We start from the raw sequence: 15205 nt of genomic DNA, 5'->3' as shown, positions 1-15205 counted from the left end.
TCCGGCGCCTTACGACGGGAGGTCCCGGGCGCGTGCCGGGAGCGGGCTCCGGGCCGGACGGATCCGCCGTCGCCCCTGGCAGGGTCCACGGCGGCCCGGGTCGCACCGGTCGCGCGGAGGGGGCGCCATCCGCCCCGCGAGTGTGCGCCGTCGCGGCCGTCCAGGGAGCGCTCCGGAGGAAATGCGCGGGCGGTGCCCGCCGCGTACCTGCCACAATCGAGGCATGACCACGCTCAAGTCCAAGCTGCAGGAAGACCTCACCGAGGCGATCAGGGCGCGCGACGAACTGCGCTCCTCGACGCTCCGGCTGACCCTCTCCGCGATCACCAAGGAGGAGGTCGCGGGCACGAAGGCGCGCGAGCTCTCCGACGACGAGGTGCTGAAGGTGATCGCCAAGGAGGCGAAGAAGCGCCGCGAGGCGGCCGAGGCCTTCGCCCAGGGCGGTCGCGCCGAGCAGGCCGACCGGGAGAAGCAGGAAGGCGAGATCCTCGACGCCTATCTGCCGCAGCAGCTGTCGGACGACGAGCTGAACGACATCGTCGCGCAGGCCGTCGGGGAGGCCCGGGCGGCGGGCGCCGAGGGCCCGCGGGCGATGGGCGCGGTCATGAAGATCGTGAACCCGAAGGTGGCGGGACGGGCCGAGGGCGGCCGGGTCGCCGCGGCGGTCAAGAAGCTCCTGGCGGGCTGAGGTCCGCTGCCGCTACCGGCCCGGACCGCGGCGCGCGCGGGCAGGCCGAGACGGTGAACGCCGGTCACGTGGGATCACGTGGCCGGCGTTCTCGGTTCTCCGGGTCGGGCTTGCGGGGGCCCGTCGACCGTTCGGGCTTACGGGGTGCCGTCGACAGCGTCGGGATCACTGGCCCGTTTCCCGTTTCCCGGCTCGTCGGAGCCGGGTTCCGGTGTGTGCGGTGTGTGCGGTGTGTGCGGTGTGTGCGGTGTGTGCGGTGTGTGCGGTGTGTGCGGTGCGCCGGGCTACGGTCCGGGTGACAGGGTCTCCGGTCCGGTCCGGGGTCCGGTCCGGGGTCCGGACCGGGGGACGGAGTCCGGGGTGGTCCGGGGGACGGGGTCCGGCCCTCGTCCCCCGGAGGGCGCGTCAGTTCCGTCCGCCCGGGCCGGCGCTCGGTCCGCCGTTGCCGGCCCCGCCGTTGGAACGGCCGCCGTCCGTGCCGCCGATGAAGCCCGGTGGGATGGAGATGCCCGGGAAGGGCTGGCTGTTGTCGCCGCCGGTGTCGCCGCCGCGGGTGTCGGGCCGGTCCCGGTGCTTGTCCCGCTTCTTGTCCTCGTCCCTGTCCTCTTCCTTGCTTTCGCCACGGGGTACGGACACGGGGTTGAAGGAGGGCGTCTCGGAGGCGTCGAGCGCCCCGGTCATCGCGATCTTCCAGATCGGTCCGGGGAGGCAGCCGCCGCAGACCTTGTCGTAGTACTGGCCGCCGATCCTGATGTCGTACATCGGGGTCTTCTCGCCGACGTCGTCACCGACCCACACCGCGGTGGAGAGGTTCGGCGTGTAGCCCACGAACCAGGCGTCCTTGCGGTCGTTCGTCGTACCGGTCTTGCCCGCGTTGTCCCGGTCGCTGAGGCCGGCCTGCGTTCCGGTGCCGTCCTCGACCACGCCCTTGAGCATCTGGTTGATCGTGTCCGCGGTCCGCTCGCTCATCGCCTGCGAGCACTTGGACCTGGGCACCTTCAGGCTCTCGCCGCCCGCGGTGGTGATGGACGCGATGGCGATCGGCGTGCAGTACGTGCCGCGGTTGGCGAACGTCGCGTAGACGGCGGCCATCGCGAGCGGGGTGCTCTCCTCGGCGCCGAGGGTGATCGACGGGTCCTCGCCGATCTTCTTCCCGTCACCCGTCTTGTAGCCGACCTGCTTCGCCATCTCGACCGTCTCGCACAGCCCGGTCATCTGCTCGAGCATCGCGAAGTAGGTGTTGATGGACTTGCCGAGCGCGCTCGTCATGTCCCACGAGCCGGTTTCCGTCTTCAGCTCGTTCTGCACGGGCCATTCGCCGCTTCCGGCCGGGGAGCCCGAGCAGGTGGTGTAGGAGTTCATCGGGAGCGCGACCTTCCAGCCGCTGGAGAAGGACTGGGCCGGGCTCAGGCCCTTCTCGAGCGCCGCCGCCGCGGTGATCGGCTTGAAGGTCGAGCCGACCTGGAAGCCGTAGGTGGTGCCGCCCATCTTGTTGTCGACGGCGAGGTTCAGCACCGTCTCATGGCGCTTCTGGTCCAGGCCGTACGGGCGGGACTGGCCCATCGACAGGATCTTGCCGCTGCCCGGCTCGACCTGCACGACCGACGCCGCGACCTTGTCGTCCTTGTTGACCTTCGACGTCGCCGCCTCGTTGGCGGCCTCCTGGGCCCGCGGGTCGAGCGTGGTCCTGATGGTCAGACCGCCCAGGTTCCACAGCTTCTGCCGCTCCTCCTTCGTCTTTCCGAAGGTGCGGTCGGAGAGAACGGTCTTGCGCACGTAGTCGCAGAAGAAGCCCGCGCCGTCGACCGCGGTGATGCAGCCGTTCTTCGGCTTGCTGACCTTGAGCGTGATCGGCGCCGCCATGGCCCGGTCCGCCTCGTCCCGCGAGACGCTGCCGACGTCGGCCATCCGCTGCAGCACGGTGTTGCGCCGCTTGGTGGCCTCCTCCTTGTCGTTGACCGGGTCGTAGCGGCTCGGCGACTGGACGATGCCGGCCAGCAGGGCCGCCTCCTCCAGCTTCAGGTCCTTGGCGGACTTGGAGAAGTAGCGCTTGGACGCGGCCTCGACGCCGTACGCCTGCTGACCGAAGAACGTGATGTTGAGGTAGTTCTCGAGGATCTTCTTCTTCCCGAGCTCCTCCTCGACCTGGATCGCGTACTTGAGCTCGCGGACCTTGCGGCCGAGGGTCTGCTGGGTGGCCTCGGCCACCTTGTCGGGGTCGTCGCCCGCCTCCTCGACGAAGACGTTCTTGACGTACTGCTGGGTCAGCGTGGAAGCGCCCTGGGCGACCCCGCCCTCCTGGGCGTTGCGGTTGAGCGCACGCAGCACGCCCTTGAGGTCGACGGCCCCGTGATCGTAGAAGCGGGCGTCCTCGATCGCGACGATCGCCTTCTGCATGTTCGGCGAGATGTCCTTGAGCGGGACGACCGTACGGTCACGGGAGTAGACGGTCGCGATCTGGCCGCCGTTGGCGTCCAGGATCGTGGTGCGCTGACTGAGCGGGGGCGTCTTGAGGTTGGAGGGGATCTCGTCGAATCCCTCGACCGTGCCCTTGGCCGCGAGCCCGAGTGCACCGGCCGCCGGCAGGGCGAGCCCCGCCAGCACGGCTCCGGAGAGCACACTGACGCCGAGGAACTTGGCGGCCTGCTGGGTCCCGGTCAGACCTCCGCCCGAGCGCTTGTTTGCCATGGGGGCAGCCTACGTTCTCATTCGCCGGACATGCGTACAGGCCTTGGCCTAAGCTGCTCCCAACTGTCACAGCAGTGCGGTTGCGTATCAATACCCCGTAGCAGCCCGCTACACCCCTGAGACATTCCGAGGCGACGCCTCTTCCGTCGCCCGGGCTCAACTGCCCCGAATTGTCGGAATTGTTACGTATGCCTTCAGCTCACTCCCCTGGGTGATCTGCCGCGTACGCATAGTCCGTTCGGGCCATTCAAGATTGGGCCCGAAGGGGGTGTTGCGCTGTGCCCACCTTCCGTAACGTCCTCAACTGGCAGCGGTGAATATGCCGCTGCCGCCGTGGGGGAGCCTCGATTCGGGAGAGGACGGCGCCGGCATGGGCTGGGTAACCGACTGGAGTGCGCAGGCAGCCTGCCGCACTACCGATCCGGATGAACTGTTCGTACAAGGAGCGGCGCAGAACAGGGCCAAGGCGGTGTGCACCGGATGCCCGGTGCGGACCGAGTGCCTGGCCGACGCGCTCGACAATCGCGTCGAGTTCGGCGTATGGGGTGGTATGACCGAGCGGGAGAGGCGCGCGTTGCTGCGCAGGCGTCCCACGGTCACCTCCTGGCGCCGACTGCTCGAGACCGCGCGTACGGAGTACGAGCGGAGCGCGGGCATTCTGCCCGTGGGCCTGGAGGACGACGAGACGTACGAGACGTACGCGGCAGTGGGGTAGCGACCGCGGCCGGAGTCCGCGGCGCCGAAGCAGTTCGGCGACGCAACGGACTCGCGTGGACGGGATGGACCTGCGCCGGCGGACCGGTGCCTGCGTCAGCGAACCTGGCTGACGGCCGGTGCTCACGCCGACGGGCCGGTTTCTCGCGCCGACGGACCGGTTCTTGCGCCGACGGACCAGTTCTTGCGCCGACGAAATCCGCGGACGAATCCGCATCGCCGTCGGGACAGCGACGCGACGCCGACAGAACGTGGTGCCGTGAGTCGCTACGCAGCTCCGGCCGGAGAACCACCGGTCGCGAGCCGGTCGCCGATGGTGCGAAGACCTGACAAGTCGTGCACATCGCCAGGCAGGGCGGCCACTTCGGCCACCGGTACCTCGGGATGGAGCGCGGAGAAGCGGTCGCGCGTTCGCTGTTCACGCGCGAGCACCTGCATCCGTTCGGCATGCAGCCGGAGCAGACCCGCGGTCAGCTGTGCCGTGGGGTGAGGTGCAAGGTCGTGGGAGTCGTCCGAGCCGGACCCCGCTTCGGGCGTGGACTCCGCCTCGGACTCCACGGCGGGAGAGGTGGGAGAGGGGCCCGTGGAGTCACGAACACCAGCCTTCCCGGACCCCTGATCCACAATGCGGCCCTCATCAAGATTTTCTGCCGCCGCGAGCGCCCGCTCGGCCGAGAGCCGCGCGGCGCCGCTGCCGTGGACCCGGTTCAGCACCAGCCCGGCCAGTGGCATCTCTTCCGCCGCGAGCCGCTCCACGAAGTACGCCGCCTCGCGGAGCGCGTCGCGCTCCGGCGCGGCGACCACCAGAAACGCCGTGCCGGGTGCCTGCAGCAGCCGGTACGTGGCGTCCGCGCGGGTACGGAACCCGCCGAACATCGTGTCCATCGCGGCCACGAAGGTCTGCACGTCACGCAGCAGCTGACCGCCCAGCAGCTTTCCGAGCGTGCCGGTCATCATCGACATACCGACATTCAGGAACTTCATCCCGGCGCGGCCGCCCATCTTCGCCGGGGCCATCAGCAGCTTGATGAACTTTCCGTCCAGGAAGGACCCGAGCCGCTTCGGTGCGTCAAGGAAGTCCAGGGCCGAGCGGGACGGAGGAGTGTCCACGACGATCAGGTCCCACTCGTCGCGCGCCCTCAACTGACCCAGTTTCTCCATCGCCATGTACTCCTGCGTGCCCGCGAAGCCGGCCGACAGGGACTCGTAGAAGGGGTTCTCCAGGATCGCGCGGGCCCGCGCCGGATCCGCGTGCGCCTCGACGATCTCGTCGAAGGTGCGCTTCATGTCGAGCATCATGGCGTGCAGCTCGCCCTCACCCTTGATGCCGTCCACCCGGCGCGGGGTGTTGTCCAGCAGGTCGATGCCCATCGACTGGGCCAGCCTGCGCGCCGGATCGATGGTGAGGACGACCGCCCTGCGTCCGCGCTCGGCCGCGCGTACACCGAGGGCCGCCGCGGTGGTCGTCTTGCCCACGCCCCCGGAGCCGCAGCACACGATGATCCGGGTGTCCGGGTCGTCGAGCAGCGGATCGATGTCGAGCAGCGGCGTGTCCTGCAGGGCGATGCCATGGGTCATGGGCGGTGTCATCCGTTCTCCCCGTTCACACCGAGCTTCCGCAGTTCGGTCGCCAGCTGGTACAGCCCGGCCAGATCGACTCCCTCGCTCAGCAGAGGGAGTTCGTACGTCGGCAGTTCCAGGGCGCGGAGCACGGCTCGCTGCTCGCGTTCGAGCTCGACGCGCTGCGCGTGCTCCGCCGCCTGCTCGAGCAGCGGCCCGACCAGTCCGGCCGCGCGGCTCACCCCCGCCCCGGTCAGCGACCTGGCGATGTCCTTGCGCCGGCCGGCCGTCGCCGCGTTGCGTACCGCTTCCTCGTCGAGGATGTGCGGCCGGACCATGTTGACGATCACCTTGCCGGCGGGGAGGTCCGCTTCGCGCAGCTCGGCGACGCCGTCCGCGGTCTCCTGGACGGGCATCTCCTCCAGCAGGGTCACCAAGTGGACTGCGGTCTCAGGCGACTTGAGGACACGCATCACGGCCTGTGCCTGATTGTGTATCGGGCCGATCTTCGCAAGGCCCGCCACCTCGTCGTTGACGTTCAGGAAGCGGGTGATCCGGCCGGTGGGCGGAGCGTCCATGACGACGTGGTCGTAGGCGTACCGCCCCTGCTTGTCCCGGCGGCGTACGGCCTCGCACGCCTTGCCGGTCAGCAGCACGTCGCGGACCCCCGGGGCGACGGTCGTCGCGAAGTCGATCGCACCGAGCTTCTTCAGAGCCCGGCCCGCGGAGCCCAGTTTGTAGAACATCTGGAGGTAGTCGAGGAGGGCACGCTCGGCGTCGATGGCCAGCGCGAAGACCTCGCCGCCGCCCGGGGCGACGGCGATCTTGCGTTCCTCGTACGGCAGCGCCTCCGTCTCGAAGAGCTGCGCTATGCCTTGTCTGCCCTCGACCTCGACGAGGAGAGTGCGCTTTCCCTCGGTCGCGAGGGCGAGCGCGAGGGCCGCGGCGACCGTCGTCTTACCGGTTCCGCCCTTGCCGCTGACGACCTGAAGCCTGCTCACGTCTTCGAGCCTAACCAGTCGGCCCGCGGGCTACGCACGAGGCTGCGTGCGGGCTGCGTCACTCCACGGGTCCCGGGCCGCGGCGCGGACACCACCGGGCCGTGTCGGGAGCCCCGCCCGGCCTCGTCGCCCGACCGGGCGGACTGCGTCACGATGCTGTCCCTGTGTGCGGCTACAGTCGGCTCCATGACCAAGTGGGAATACGCGACCGTGCCCCTTCTCGTGCACGCGACCAAGCAGATCCTGGACACCTGGGGCGAGGACGGCTGGGAGCTCGTCCAGGTCGTCCCCGGGCCGAACAACCCCGAGCAGCTCGTGGCCTACCTCAAGAGGGAGAAGGCCTGATGAGCGCGGTGGGCGCCGTGGAGGCGAAGCTCGCCGAGCTCGGTCTGACGCTGCCGGAGGTCGTGCCGCCGCTGGCCGCGTACCAGCCGGCCGTGCAGTCCGGCCCGTACGTCTATACCTCGGGGCAGCTCCCGATGGTGGAGGGCAAGCTTCCGGTCACCGGCAAGGTCGGCGGCGAGGTGACCGCCGAGGAGGCCAAGCAGCTCGCCGCCACCTGTGCGCTGAACGCGCTTGCCGCCGTGAAGTCCGTCGCCGGCGATCTGGACCGGATCGCGCGCGTGGTGAAGGTCGTCGGTTTCGTCGCGTCGGCGTCCGACTTCACCGGGCAGCCGGGCGTCGTCAACGGCGCCAGTGAGCTTCTCGGGGCGGTGCTCGGCGACAAGGGTGTGCACGCGCGCAGCGCGGTGGGTGTCGCGGTGCTGCCGCTGGACGCGCCGGTCGAGGTCGAGATCCAGGTGGAACTCGTCCAGAACTGACGGCTGCTGAGGCAAGGATCCGGTGGGCCGACCGCCGGTCAGCAGGATTGCGGCCCTGTGCCCGCCCGATCCCGGCGGGCACAGGGCCGCGACCGTTGTCCGAACCGCATCGTGTCCTGGCCGCATCGTGTTCGCCGGCCCATGAGCGCCGGCTCCCCGCGGGCGTGGCCACCCCTCGAACATCCACGCGTGAACGCATAGCATCCGCCCATGTCCAATGGTCAGTGGTACCCACCGGAATGGCCCGAGCGGGTCCGGGCGCTCGCCGCCGGCGAGCTCACCGCCGTCACCCCCAGGCGGGCGGCGACCGTCATGCTGCTCAAGGACACCTCCGAGGGCGTGTACGTGCACATGCTGCGCCGCCGCGCCTCCATGGCGTTCGCCGGAGGCGCGTACGTCTATCCCGGCGGTGGTGTGGACGAGCGGGACTCCCGGCCCATCCGCTGGGCGGGCCCGCCGCTGGCCGGGTGGACGGCGCGGCTCGGGGTCGAGGACGAGGCGTCCGCGCAGGCCATCGTGTGTGCGGCCGTACGCGAGACCTACGAGGAGGCGGGCGTTCTGCTCGCCGGCGAGACCGCGGACTCGGTGGTCGGCGACACGACCGGCGACGACTGGGAGGCGGACCGGGCGGCGCTGGTCGACCGGGAGCTGAGCTTCGCCGAGTTCCTGGACCGCAGGGGACTGGTGCTGCGCTCGGACCTGCTGGGCGCGTGGGCCCGCTGGATCACCCCGGAGTTCGAACCACGCCGCTTCGACACCTGGTTCTTCGTGGCGGCCCTCCCGGAGGGCCAGCGGACCAGGAACGCCTCGACGGAGGCCGATCGAACGGTCTGGATCAGGCCGGCGGAGGCCGCCGCCGGGTACGACAAGGGTGAGCTGCTCATGATGCCGCCGACGATCGCCACGCTGCGGGCGCTCGGTCAGTACGGCGCCGCAGCGGACGCGCTCGCGGGAGCGGCCGAGCAGGATCTCGATCCGATCCTCGCCCAGGCACGCTTGGAGGAGGGAGAGCTGATTCTCAGCTGGCCCGGCCACGACGAGTTCACCAAGCACATCCCGACAGGACCGACGGGAGGCCCACGATGAGCGACGCCGCAGCCCTTCCGGGACAGCCGCGCGGCGCGGTCGTCAGCGGTCCGGCGACAGCGCGGGCCGTCAACGTGCTGGCCCCCAACGCGTCCGCGATGACCCTGGACGGCACCAACACCTGGGTCGTGTCCGAGCCCGACTCCGAGCTCGCCGTCGTCATCGACCCCGGCCCCCTCGACGACGTACATCTGCGGAATGTCGTCGCGACCGCCGAGAAGGCCGGAAAGCGGATCGCCCTGACCCTGCTGACGCACGGACACCCCGACCACGCGGAGGGGGCCGGCCGTTTCGCCGAGCTCACCGGCACCAAGGTGCGTGCCCTCGACCCGGCGCTGCGTCTCGGGGACGAGGGGCTCGCTGCGGGAGAGGTGATCCGGGTCGGCGGTCTCGAGATGCGGGTCGTTCCCACCCCGGGCCACACCGCCGACTCGCTGTGCTTCCATCTGCCCGCCGACCGGGCCGTACTGACCGGCGACACCATCCTCGGCCGCGGGACGACGGTCGTCGCCCACCCCGACGGCCGCCTCGGCGACTATCTCGACTCGCTGCGCCGTCTGCGCTCGCTGGCTGTCGACGACGGGGTGCACCTGGTGCTCCCGGGTCACGGTCCGGTCCTGGAGGACGCCCAGGGCGCCGTCGAGTTCTATCTCGCCCACCGCGCCAACCGCCTCGCCCAGGTCGAGACCGCCGTCGAGAACGGCCACGGCACGGCGGCCGAGGTGGTGGCCCATGTGTACGCGGACGTGGACAGGTCGTTGTGGCCTGCGGCGGAGCTGTCGGTGCGTGCGCAGATGGAGTATCTGCAGGACCACGGCCTCATCTAGGTCGGCCGACCCCCGGCCCGCCCATCTCCGGCCCACCGTTTCGTCCACCCACCACCTGTCCGTCCCTGCCCACCACCTGTCCGCCCCTGCCCACCACTTGTCCGGCCACCCCCGGGTACTGCGCGGCCCCTTCGTGCCTTACGCTCCGCTTACTTTCGGCATTGCGTATTTGTTCGCACTTGGGGGGAAGCAGTGTTCGTCCTGTCCATCCTGCTCGTCATCGCTGCTGTGGTGATGTACGTCGTCGCGCGTGGCGGTGAGCGTCGCGGTCTCAGGATCGGCGCGGCCGGCGCCCTGGTCGTCGGTCTGTTCATGGGCATAGCCAGCATGGTCTATGTGGTGAGCGCCTACGAGGTCGGCGTACCGGTCGCCTTCGGCAAGGTCGGTACGCCCATGACCTCGGGCATGCACGTCAAGTCGCCCTTCACGAACGTCACGACGTTCTCGACCCGCCCGGTCGACCTCAACCTCTCCGACAAGGACGTGGTCGAGGTGCGCTCCAGCCAGGGCGGCGTGATGTACGTGGAGGTCACGGTCAAGTGGGCGGTGACCCCTTCGGAGGCGGTGGAGCTCTACAAGCTCGCCGGCAGCGAGGACGCCATCCAGCAGCGGCTGGTCTACCCGGACAGCCGGGAGATCATCCGCAATGTGTTCGCCCGCTACACGAGCGAGCAGGGGTACACCTCGGCCCGCGAGAAGATCAACACCGAGATCGGTCAGCTGATCAAGGAACGGCTGGCTCCGCGCGGTATCGCCGTCACTACCGTCAACCTGCGCAATGTGAAGCCGTCGGACCGCCTCCAGGACCAGATCGACCGCAAGATCCAGCAGCAGCAGGCCACGGAGCGGGCGACGGAGGCCGCGCGCACCGCGACGGCGGAGGCCGAGCGTCGCCGGATCGAGGCGGAGGGCATCGCCAAGGCGAACAGGATCCTCAACGACTCGCTGACGGACAAGGTCCTCATGAACCAGTGCATCGACGCCTACAGGGAGGCGGCGGCGAAGAACCCGGTGTACGCGGTGCCGTGCGGCGGTGGCAGCGGGAACCCGCTCATCGTGGACACCAAGAAGAACTGACACCGGCGTCGCGCGCGGGCCGCGCGTACACGGGCACGTAGGCCGAAGGGCCGCCCCGGGATCCTCCGGGGCGGCCCTTCAGGTGCGAAAACAGGGGACGTCTCAGCGCGAGCGCTTGGCGAGGCGTTCCACGTCCAGCAGGATCACGGCACGTGCCTCCAGGCGCAGCCAGCCACGCTGGGCGAAGTCGGCGAGCGCCTTGTTGACGGTCTCGCGGGAGGCGCCGACGAGCTGGGCGAGCTCCTCCTGGGTGAGGTCGTGGACGACGTGGATGCCCTCCTCCGACTGCACGCCGAAGCGGCGCGACAGGTCGAGGAGCGCACGGGCGACCCGGCCCGGCACATCGGAGAAGACCAGGTCGGACATCTGGTCGTTGGTCTTGCGGAGCCGGCGGGCGACGGCACGCAGCAGGGCCGTGGCCACCTCGGGGCGTGCGTTCAGCCAGGGCTGCAGATCGCCGTGACCGAGGCCGAGGAGCTTGACCTCCGTGAGGGCGCTGGCAGTGGCCGTACGCGGGCCCGGGTCGAACAGCGACAGTTCGCCGATCAGCTCACCGGGACCCAGCACGGCCAGCATGTTCTCGCGGCCGTCGGGGGAGGTGCGGTGGAGCTTGACCTTGCCTTCCGTGACCACGTAGAGGCGGTCGCCGGGGTCGCCCTCGTGGAAGAGCGCGTCGCCGCGGGCGAGCGTCACTTCACTCATCGAGGCGCGGAGCTCCGCGGCCTGCTCGTCATCGAGCGCCGCGAAGAGCGGGGCGCGCCGCAGAACGTCGTCCACGAGTTCTCTCCTTGTCGACCTGCTCAGGGGACGGTGCTCCCCATGATGCCGCACAGCAAAACAGTGCGATCGATCACAAGGGTCCCAAGACAAGTCTGACGCACCGGCGTGTCCGGTTGTGCGGCAGGGGCGGATTCGGGTGGCGATCGGCCAGGCCCGGGGCGGATGTCGGTGGCGGCCCTTAGGCTGGCCGGGTGTCCAATTCGCCGGTGAGAGTGCAGGCCAAGGGGGCCGGAAGAGTGTCAGGGGAGCAGGATTCCGCTGTGGGCGAACAGGGTTCGCCCGAGCCGACAAAATCCACAAAAGCGTCAAATAGGAAAGGCCTCAAAGTTTCGTCGAAGCCTTCCGCCAAGTCGGCGTCGTCAGCCCGGTCCGCGTCGTCGGCCGACTCCGCCGAGGCCGCCCGGTCCGCGTCGTCGGCAGCCGTGACGTCCTCGGCGAGGTCCGCCCGGGCCTCGTCGGTCAGGTCCTCACGGAAGGCGGCGGCGGAAGCGCCGGCGGAAGCGGCGGCGAAGGCTCCGCCGAAGGTCTCGTCCGCGGGGTCCTCGGCGAAGGCCCGGCGGACCGCCAAGGCGGCGGCGAAGACCTCGTCGCCGGCCGACGCGACGGCGGCCACGCCCGCGGCCAGGACCTCCGCGAAGCCGGAATCGAGGCTCGCGATGGTGCGCCGTGCCCGCCGGATCAATCGTGAACTGGCCGAGGTCTATCCGTACGCACATCCCGAGCTCGACTTCCAGAACCCGTTCCAGCTGCTCGTGGCCACGGTCCTGTCCGCTCAGACCACGGATCTGCGGGTCAACCAGACGACCCCCGCCCTCTTCGCGAAGTACCCCACCCCCGAGGACATGGCCGCCGCCGTCCCCGAGGAACTGGAAGAGATCATCAGGCCCACCGGGTTCTTCCGCGCCAAGGCGAAGTCCCTGATCGGCCTCTCCACGGCGCTTCGCGACAATTTCGGCAACGAGGTCCCGGGCCGGCTGGAGGACCTGGTCACACTGCCGGGCGTGGGCCGCAAGACGGCGTTCGTGGTGCTGGGCAACGCGTTCGGTGTCCCCGGGATCACCGTCGACACCCACTTCATGCGGCTCGCCCGTCGCTGGAAATGGACGGAGCAGGACGACCCGGTCAAGATCGAGGGCGAGATCGCCGGGATCTTCCCCAAGAGCGAGTGGACGATGCTCTCCCACCGCGTGATCTTCCACGGCCGCCGCATCTGCCACGCCCGCAAGCCCGCCTGCGGTGCCTGTCCGATCACCCACCTGTGCCCGGCGTACGGCGAGGGTGAGACGGACCCGGAGAAGGCGAAGAAGCTCCTGAAGTACGAGATGGGCGGCTACCCCGGTCAGCGGCTGAACCCCCCGCCGGACTACCCCGGAACGCCCGCGCCGCCCCTGGACGCCCCGTGACGGCGTCGCGGCCGAAGGCTGCCGGCATGGGCTGGAACGATCCGGGCGGCCGAACGCGTTGCACACGATGGGGGTGCCCATGACACGCACGGACGAGATGTACGACGGCGAGCTGACCGTGACGAGCGACGGTCTGCCCGACTGGCTGGCCCCGGTGGACCGGGCCGCGAGAACTGTCGCTCCTGAGCAGCTCAGCCGGTTTCTGCCGCCGGAGAGCGGCGACGGCCGGCAGTCCGCCGTGCTGATCCTCTTCGGGGACGGTCCCCGCGGCCCCGAGCTGCTGCTCATGGAGCGCGCCAGCAGCCTCCGCTCGCACGCCGGCCAGCCGTCCTTCCCCGGGGGCGCCCTCGATCCGGAGGACGGCGACCCCGCCACCACCGGCCCGCTGCGGGCCGCGCTCCGCGAGGCCCGGGAGGAGACAGGGCTGGATCCGGCGGGCGTCCAGATCTTCGGTGTGCTGCCCCGCCTCTACATCCCGGTGAGCGGCTTCGTCGTGACGCCTGTCCTCGGCTGGTGGCGCGACCGCAGCCCGGTCGACGCCGTCGACCCGGCCGAGACCGCCCGGGTCTTCACGGTTCCCGTGGCGGATCTCACGGATCCGGCCAATCGCGCGACGACCGTCCATCCGAGCGGCCATCGTGGCCCGGCGTTCATGGTCGCATCGGCTCTGGTCTGGGGCTTTACTGCCGGAGTGATCGACCGCATCCTTCATTTCGCGGGCTGGGAACGCCCATGGGACCGCGGGAAGCAGGTCCCGCTCGACTGGCGGTCATGAGACCGTTGCCCACATGTCACTCCGGGGCCACGACCTCGAAAATCCACCCGTCCTTCTGGGACGAACCCCGGCCGGACGGAGTGCCGGACGATGAATCTGCGAGGCTATTGACGGTGAACGTGCTGGACATCCTGCTGCTGGCAGCCGCGGTGTGGTTCGCGATCGTCGGATACCGTCAGGGCTTCGTCGTCGGCATTCTGTCGGTGATCGGTTTCCTCGGCGGCGGCCTCGTGGCCGTCTATCTGCTCCCGGTCCTCTGGGACCAGCTGACCGACGGGTCCGAGATCTCCACGACAGCCGCGGTCGTCGCCATCGTGATCGTGATCGTCTTCGCGTCCGTAGGCCAGGCCTTCACCACGCACCTCGGCAACAAGCTACGCCGTTACATCACGTGGTCGCCCGCACGCGCGCTCGACGCCACCGGGGGCGCGCTCGTGAACGTCGTCGCGATGCTGCTCGTCGCATGGCTGATCGGCTCCGCCCTCGCGGGCACTTCGCTGCCGACGCTCGGCAAGGAGGTCCGTAACTCCAAGGTCCTCCTCGGCGTCTCCCGGGTGATGCCTGCTCAGGCCTCGACATGGAGCACCGACTTCTCCTCGGTCCTCGCGCAGAACGGTTTCCCGCAGGTCTTCAGTCCGTTCGCCAACGAACCCATCACGGAGGTCCGCGCGCCCGACCCGGCCCTCGTCAACAGCCCGGTGGCGGCCCGCGCCCAGCGCTCCATCGTCAAGGTCGTCGGTACGGCCCCCAGCTGCAACAAGGTCCTCGAGGGCACCGGCTTCGTCTTCTCAGAGCGACGTGTCATGACCAACGCGCATGTCGTCGGCGGAGTCGACGAGCCGACCGTCCAGATAGGGGGCAAGGGCAAGCTGTACGACGCGAAGGTCGTCCTCTACGACTGGCAGCGCGACATCGCCGTGCTCGACGTCCCGGACCTCGAGGCGCAGCCGCTGCGGTTCACCGGGACGGACGCCCGCACGGGCGACAGCGCGATCGTGGCGGGCTTCCCGGAGAACGGCTCGTACGACGTGCGCTCCGCGCGTGTCCGCGGCCGAATCGACGCCAACGGCCCCGACATCTACCGCCGCGGCGAGGTGCGCCGTGATGTCTACTCACTGTTCGCGACGGTCCGCCAGGGCAACTCGGGCGGTCCGTTGCTCACCACGGACGGCGAGGTGTACGGAGTGATCTTCGCCCGGTCGCTCGACGACGCCAGCACCGGCTATGCGCTGACCGCCGATGAGATCCGCGACGACATCAGGCTCGGCGCCTCGGCCAATCAGCAGGTCGACAGCCAGGGCTGCGCGCTGTGACACGTCAGGGGCGTCGTGGACGCCCCGCTCGTGGATGCCCTGTTGGAGCGCTGTCGGCGTTCCGTCAGCCGCGAGGATGACGCAGCCGCGCCGAGACCCAGCGGGCCCGGCGGCGGAGGATACGGGGAATTCCGAGCCGGGGATCGTGGCCCTGTGCCTGCGGGCCGCCCCTCTCGTGGTCGATCGGCGCGGAGGCCGAGCGAGAGTTGCGTGCTGTGTCACCGTAGTCGTGCGTCCAGCCCATACCCCGACGTGTGCCCGTGCCCCAAGGTCGGTAACCGCATCGGGGCCCGCCAATTGGCCTATGCGCCAGGCAATGCCCGTTCGTCGCACACCCGTTCGCGGACGCCGGCGTCACGCCTCCGGCTGACCGTCGGACCGGGGACCCTGCGGGCGGCTCCGGATGGGCTGTCGGGGTCCTTCAGCCGGCTGATGAGTTCCGTGGAGAAGGCCACAGGATCCTCCTCGTGCG

At 69.9% G+C, this 15205-nt stretch carries 15 protein-coding genes; 10 read left to right on the top strand and 5 right to left on the bottom strand.

What is annotated here, in order from left to right; all coding sequences use genetic code 11:
* Positions 1 to 223: 223 nt before the first annotated feature.
* On the top strand, positions 224 to 688 hold the full coding sequence (locus ACFU5O_RS22405) for a GatB/YqeY domain-containing protein (protein WP_384243137.1): 465 nt from the start codon (positions 224 to 226) through the stop codon (positions 686 to 688).
* Positions 689 to 1093: 405 nt separating this feature from the next.
* Here ACFU5O_RS22405 and ACFU5O_RS22400 read toward each other — a convergent pair whose 3' ends face one another.
* A complete protein-coding gene (locus ACFU5O_RS22400) occupies positions 1094 to 3376 on the bottom strand; it encodes a transglycosylase domain-containing protein (protein WP_384243135.1) in 2283 nt (760 codons plus the stop codon).
* A gap of 370 nt (positions 3377 to 3746) precedes the next feature.
* Between ACFU5O_RS22400 and ACFU5O_RS22395 the strand changes: the two genes are divergently transcribed.
* Positions 3747 to 4091, top strand: a complete 345-nt coding sequence (locus tag ACFU5O_RS22395; protein ID WP_266381103.1) for a WhiB family transcriptional regulator — start codon at positions 3747 to 3749, stop codon at positions 4089 to 4091.
* Between the two features lie 266 nt (positions 4092 to 4357).
* Here the strand turns inward: ACFU5O_RS22395 and ACFU5O_RS22390 are convergent, their stop codons facing one another.
* Together ACFU5O_RS22390 and ACFU5O_RS22385 are read right to left on the bottom strand one after the other, a co-directional pair.
* The gene (locus ACFU5O_RS22390) at positions 4358 to 5680 is read right to left on the bottom strand and encodes an ArsA family ATPase (protein ID WP_384243132.1); all 1323 of its coding nucleotides are present in this window, start codon (positions 5678 to 5680) and stop codon (positions 4358 to 4360) included.
* A complete protein-coding gene (locus tag ACFU5O_RS22385) occupies positions 5677 to 6651 on the bottom strand; it encodes an ArsA family ATPase (protein ID WP_384243130.1) in 975 nt (324 codons plus the stop codon). The genes ACFU5O_RS22390 and ACFU5O_RS22385 overlap by 4 nt, the downstream gene beginning before the upstream one ends.
* Before the next feature lie 186 nt (positions 6652 to 6837).
* On the opposite strand from ACFU5O_RS22385, the gene ACFU5O_RS22380 reads away from it, so the two are divergent.
* The 5 genes from ACFU5O_RS22380 (at position 6838) to ACFU5O_RS22360 (ending at position 10462) form a co-directional block, all read left to right on the top strand.
* Entirely contained in the window at positions 6838 to 6996 is a 159-nt protein-coding gene (locus tag ACFU5O_RS22380; protein WP_003967454.1) for a DUF4177 domain-containing protein, read from the top strand.
* Between the two features lie 8 nt (positions 6997 to 7004).
* Positions 7005 to 7472, top strand: a complete 468-nt coding sequence (locus ACFU5O_RS22375) for a RidA family protein (RefSeq protein ID WP_384243269.1) — start codon at positions 7005 to 7007, stop codon at positions 7470 to 7472.
* A 210-nt stretch (positions 7473 to 7682) separates the two neighbouring features.
* Entirely contained in the window at positions 7683 to 8558 is an 876-nt protein-coding gene (locus ACFU5O_RS22370; protein WP_384243128.1) for an NUDIX hydrolase, read from the top strand.
* Positions 8555 to 9385, top strand: a complete 831-nt coding sequence (locus ACFU5O_RS22365) for an MBL fold metallo-hydrolase (RefSeq protein ID WP_384243126.1) — start codon at positions 8555 to 8557, stop codon at positions 9383 to 9385. Before ACFU5O_RS22370 ends, ACFU5O_RS22365 begins: the two co-directional genes overlap by 4 nt.
* A 192-nt stretch (positions 9386 to 9577) precedes the next feature.
* On the top strand, positions 9578 to 10462 hold the full coding sequence (locus tag ACFU5O_RS22360; RefSeq protein WP_384243124.1) for an SPFH domain-containing protein: 885 nt from the start codon (positions 9578 to 9580) through the stop codon (positions 10460 to 10462).
* A 102-nt stretch (positions 10463 to 10564) separates the two neighbouring features.
* On the opposite strand, the gene ACFU5O_RS22355 is transcribed toward ACFU5O_RS22360, so the two are convergent.
* Positions 10565 to 11239: a Crp/Fnr family transcriptional regulator gene (locus tag ACFU5O_RS22355; RefSeq protein WP_108150862.1), complete on the bottom strand. Its 675-nt coding sequence runs from the start codon at positions 11237 to 11239 to the stop codon at positions 10565 to 10567.
* 425 nt (positions 11240 to 11664) lie between these two features.
* Between ACFU5O_RS22355 and nth the strand changes: the two genes are divergently transcribed.
* The 3 genes from nth to ACFU5O_RS22340 all read left to right on the top strand — a co-directional run bounded on the left by nth (position 11665) and on the right by ACFU5O_RS22340 (position 14733).
* Positions 11665 to 12645, top strand: a complete 981-nt coding sequence (gene nth / locus ACFU5O_RS22350) for an endonuclease III (RefSeq protein ID WP_384243121.1) — start codon at positions 11665 to 11667, stop codon at positions 12643 to 12645.
* 79 nt (positions 12646 to 12724) lie between these two features.
* On the top strand, positions 12725 to 13420 hold the full coding sequence (locus tag ACFU5O_RS22345) for an NUDIX hydrolase (RefSeq protein ID WP_384243119.1): 696 nt from the start codon (positions 12725 to 12727) through the stop codon (positions 13418 to 13420).
* Positions 13421 to 13533: 113 nt separating this feature from the next.
* Positions 13534 to 14733, top strand: a complete 1200-nt coding sequence (locus tag ACFU5O_RS22340; protein WP_384243117.1) for a MarP family serine protease — start codon at positions 13534 to 13536, stop codon at positions 14731 to 14733.
* 64 nt (positions 14734 to 14797) lie between these two features.
* Here ACFU5O_RS22340 and ACFU5O_RS22335 read toward each other — a convergent pair whose 3' ends face one another.
* Positions 14798 to 14977 (bottom strand): hypothetical protein, encoded by a 180-nt coding sequence (locus ACFU5O_RS22335; protein WP_384243115.1) that lies wholly within the window; start codon positions 14975 to 14977, stop codon positions 14798 to 14800.
* Between the last annotated feature and the right edge of the window lie 228 nt (positions 14978 to 15205).

The organism is Streptomyces sp. NPDC057445 (assembly GCF_042802855.1).
Lineage (GTDB): Bacteria > Actinomycetota > Actinomycetes > Streptomycetales > Streptomycetaceae > Streptomyces.
This window is presented reverse-complemented; position numbering and strand designations above follow the sequence as displayed.

Coding starts and splice junctions, on each gene's coding strand:
- ACFU5O_RS22405 (WP_384243137.1), top strand. CDS start 224: ATGACCACGCTCAAGTCCAAGCTGCAGGAAGACCTCACCGAGGCGATC.
- ACFU5O_RS22400 (WP_384243135.1), bottom strand. CDS start 3,376: ATGGCAAACAAGCGCTCGGGCGGAGGTCTGACCGGGACCCAGCAGGCC.
- ACFU5O_RS22395 (WP_266381103.1), top strand. CDS start 3,747: ATGGGCTGGGTAACCGACTGGAGTGCGCAGGCAGCCTGCCGCACTACC.
- ACFU5O_RS22390 (WP_384243132.1), bottom strand. CDS start 5,680: ATGACACCGCCCATGACCCATGGCATCGCCCTGCAGGACACGCCGCTG.
- ACFU5O_RS22380 (WP_003967454.1), top strand. CDS start 6,838: ATGACCAAGTGGGAATACGCGACCGTGCCCCTTCTCGTGCACGCGACC.
- ACFU5O_RS22370 (WP_384243128.1), top strand. CDS start 7,683: ATGTCCAATGGTCAGTGGTACCCACCGGAATGGCCCGAGCGGGTCCGG.
- ACFU5O_RS22365 (WP_384243126.1), top strand. CDS start 8,555: ATGAGCGACGCCGCAGCCCTTCCGGGACAGCCGCGCGGCGCGGTCGTC.
- ACFU5O_RS22345 (WP_384243119.1), top strand. CDS start 12,725: ATGACACGCACGGACGAGATGTACGACGGCGAGCTGACCGTGACGAGC.
- ACFU5O_RS22335 (WP_384243115.1), bottom strand. CDS start 14,977: ATGGGCTGGACGCACGACTACGGTGACACAGCACGCAACTCTCGCTCG.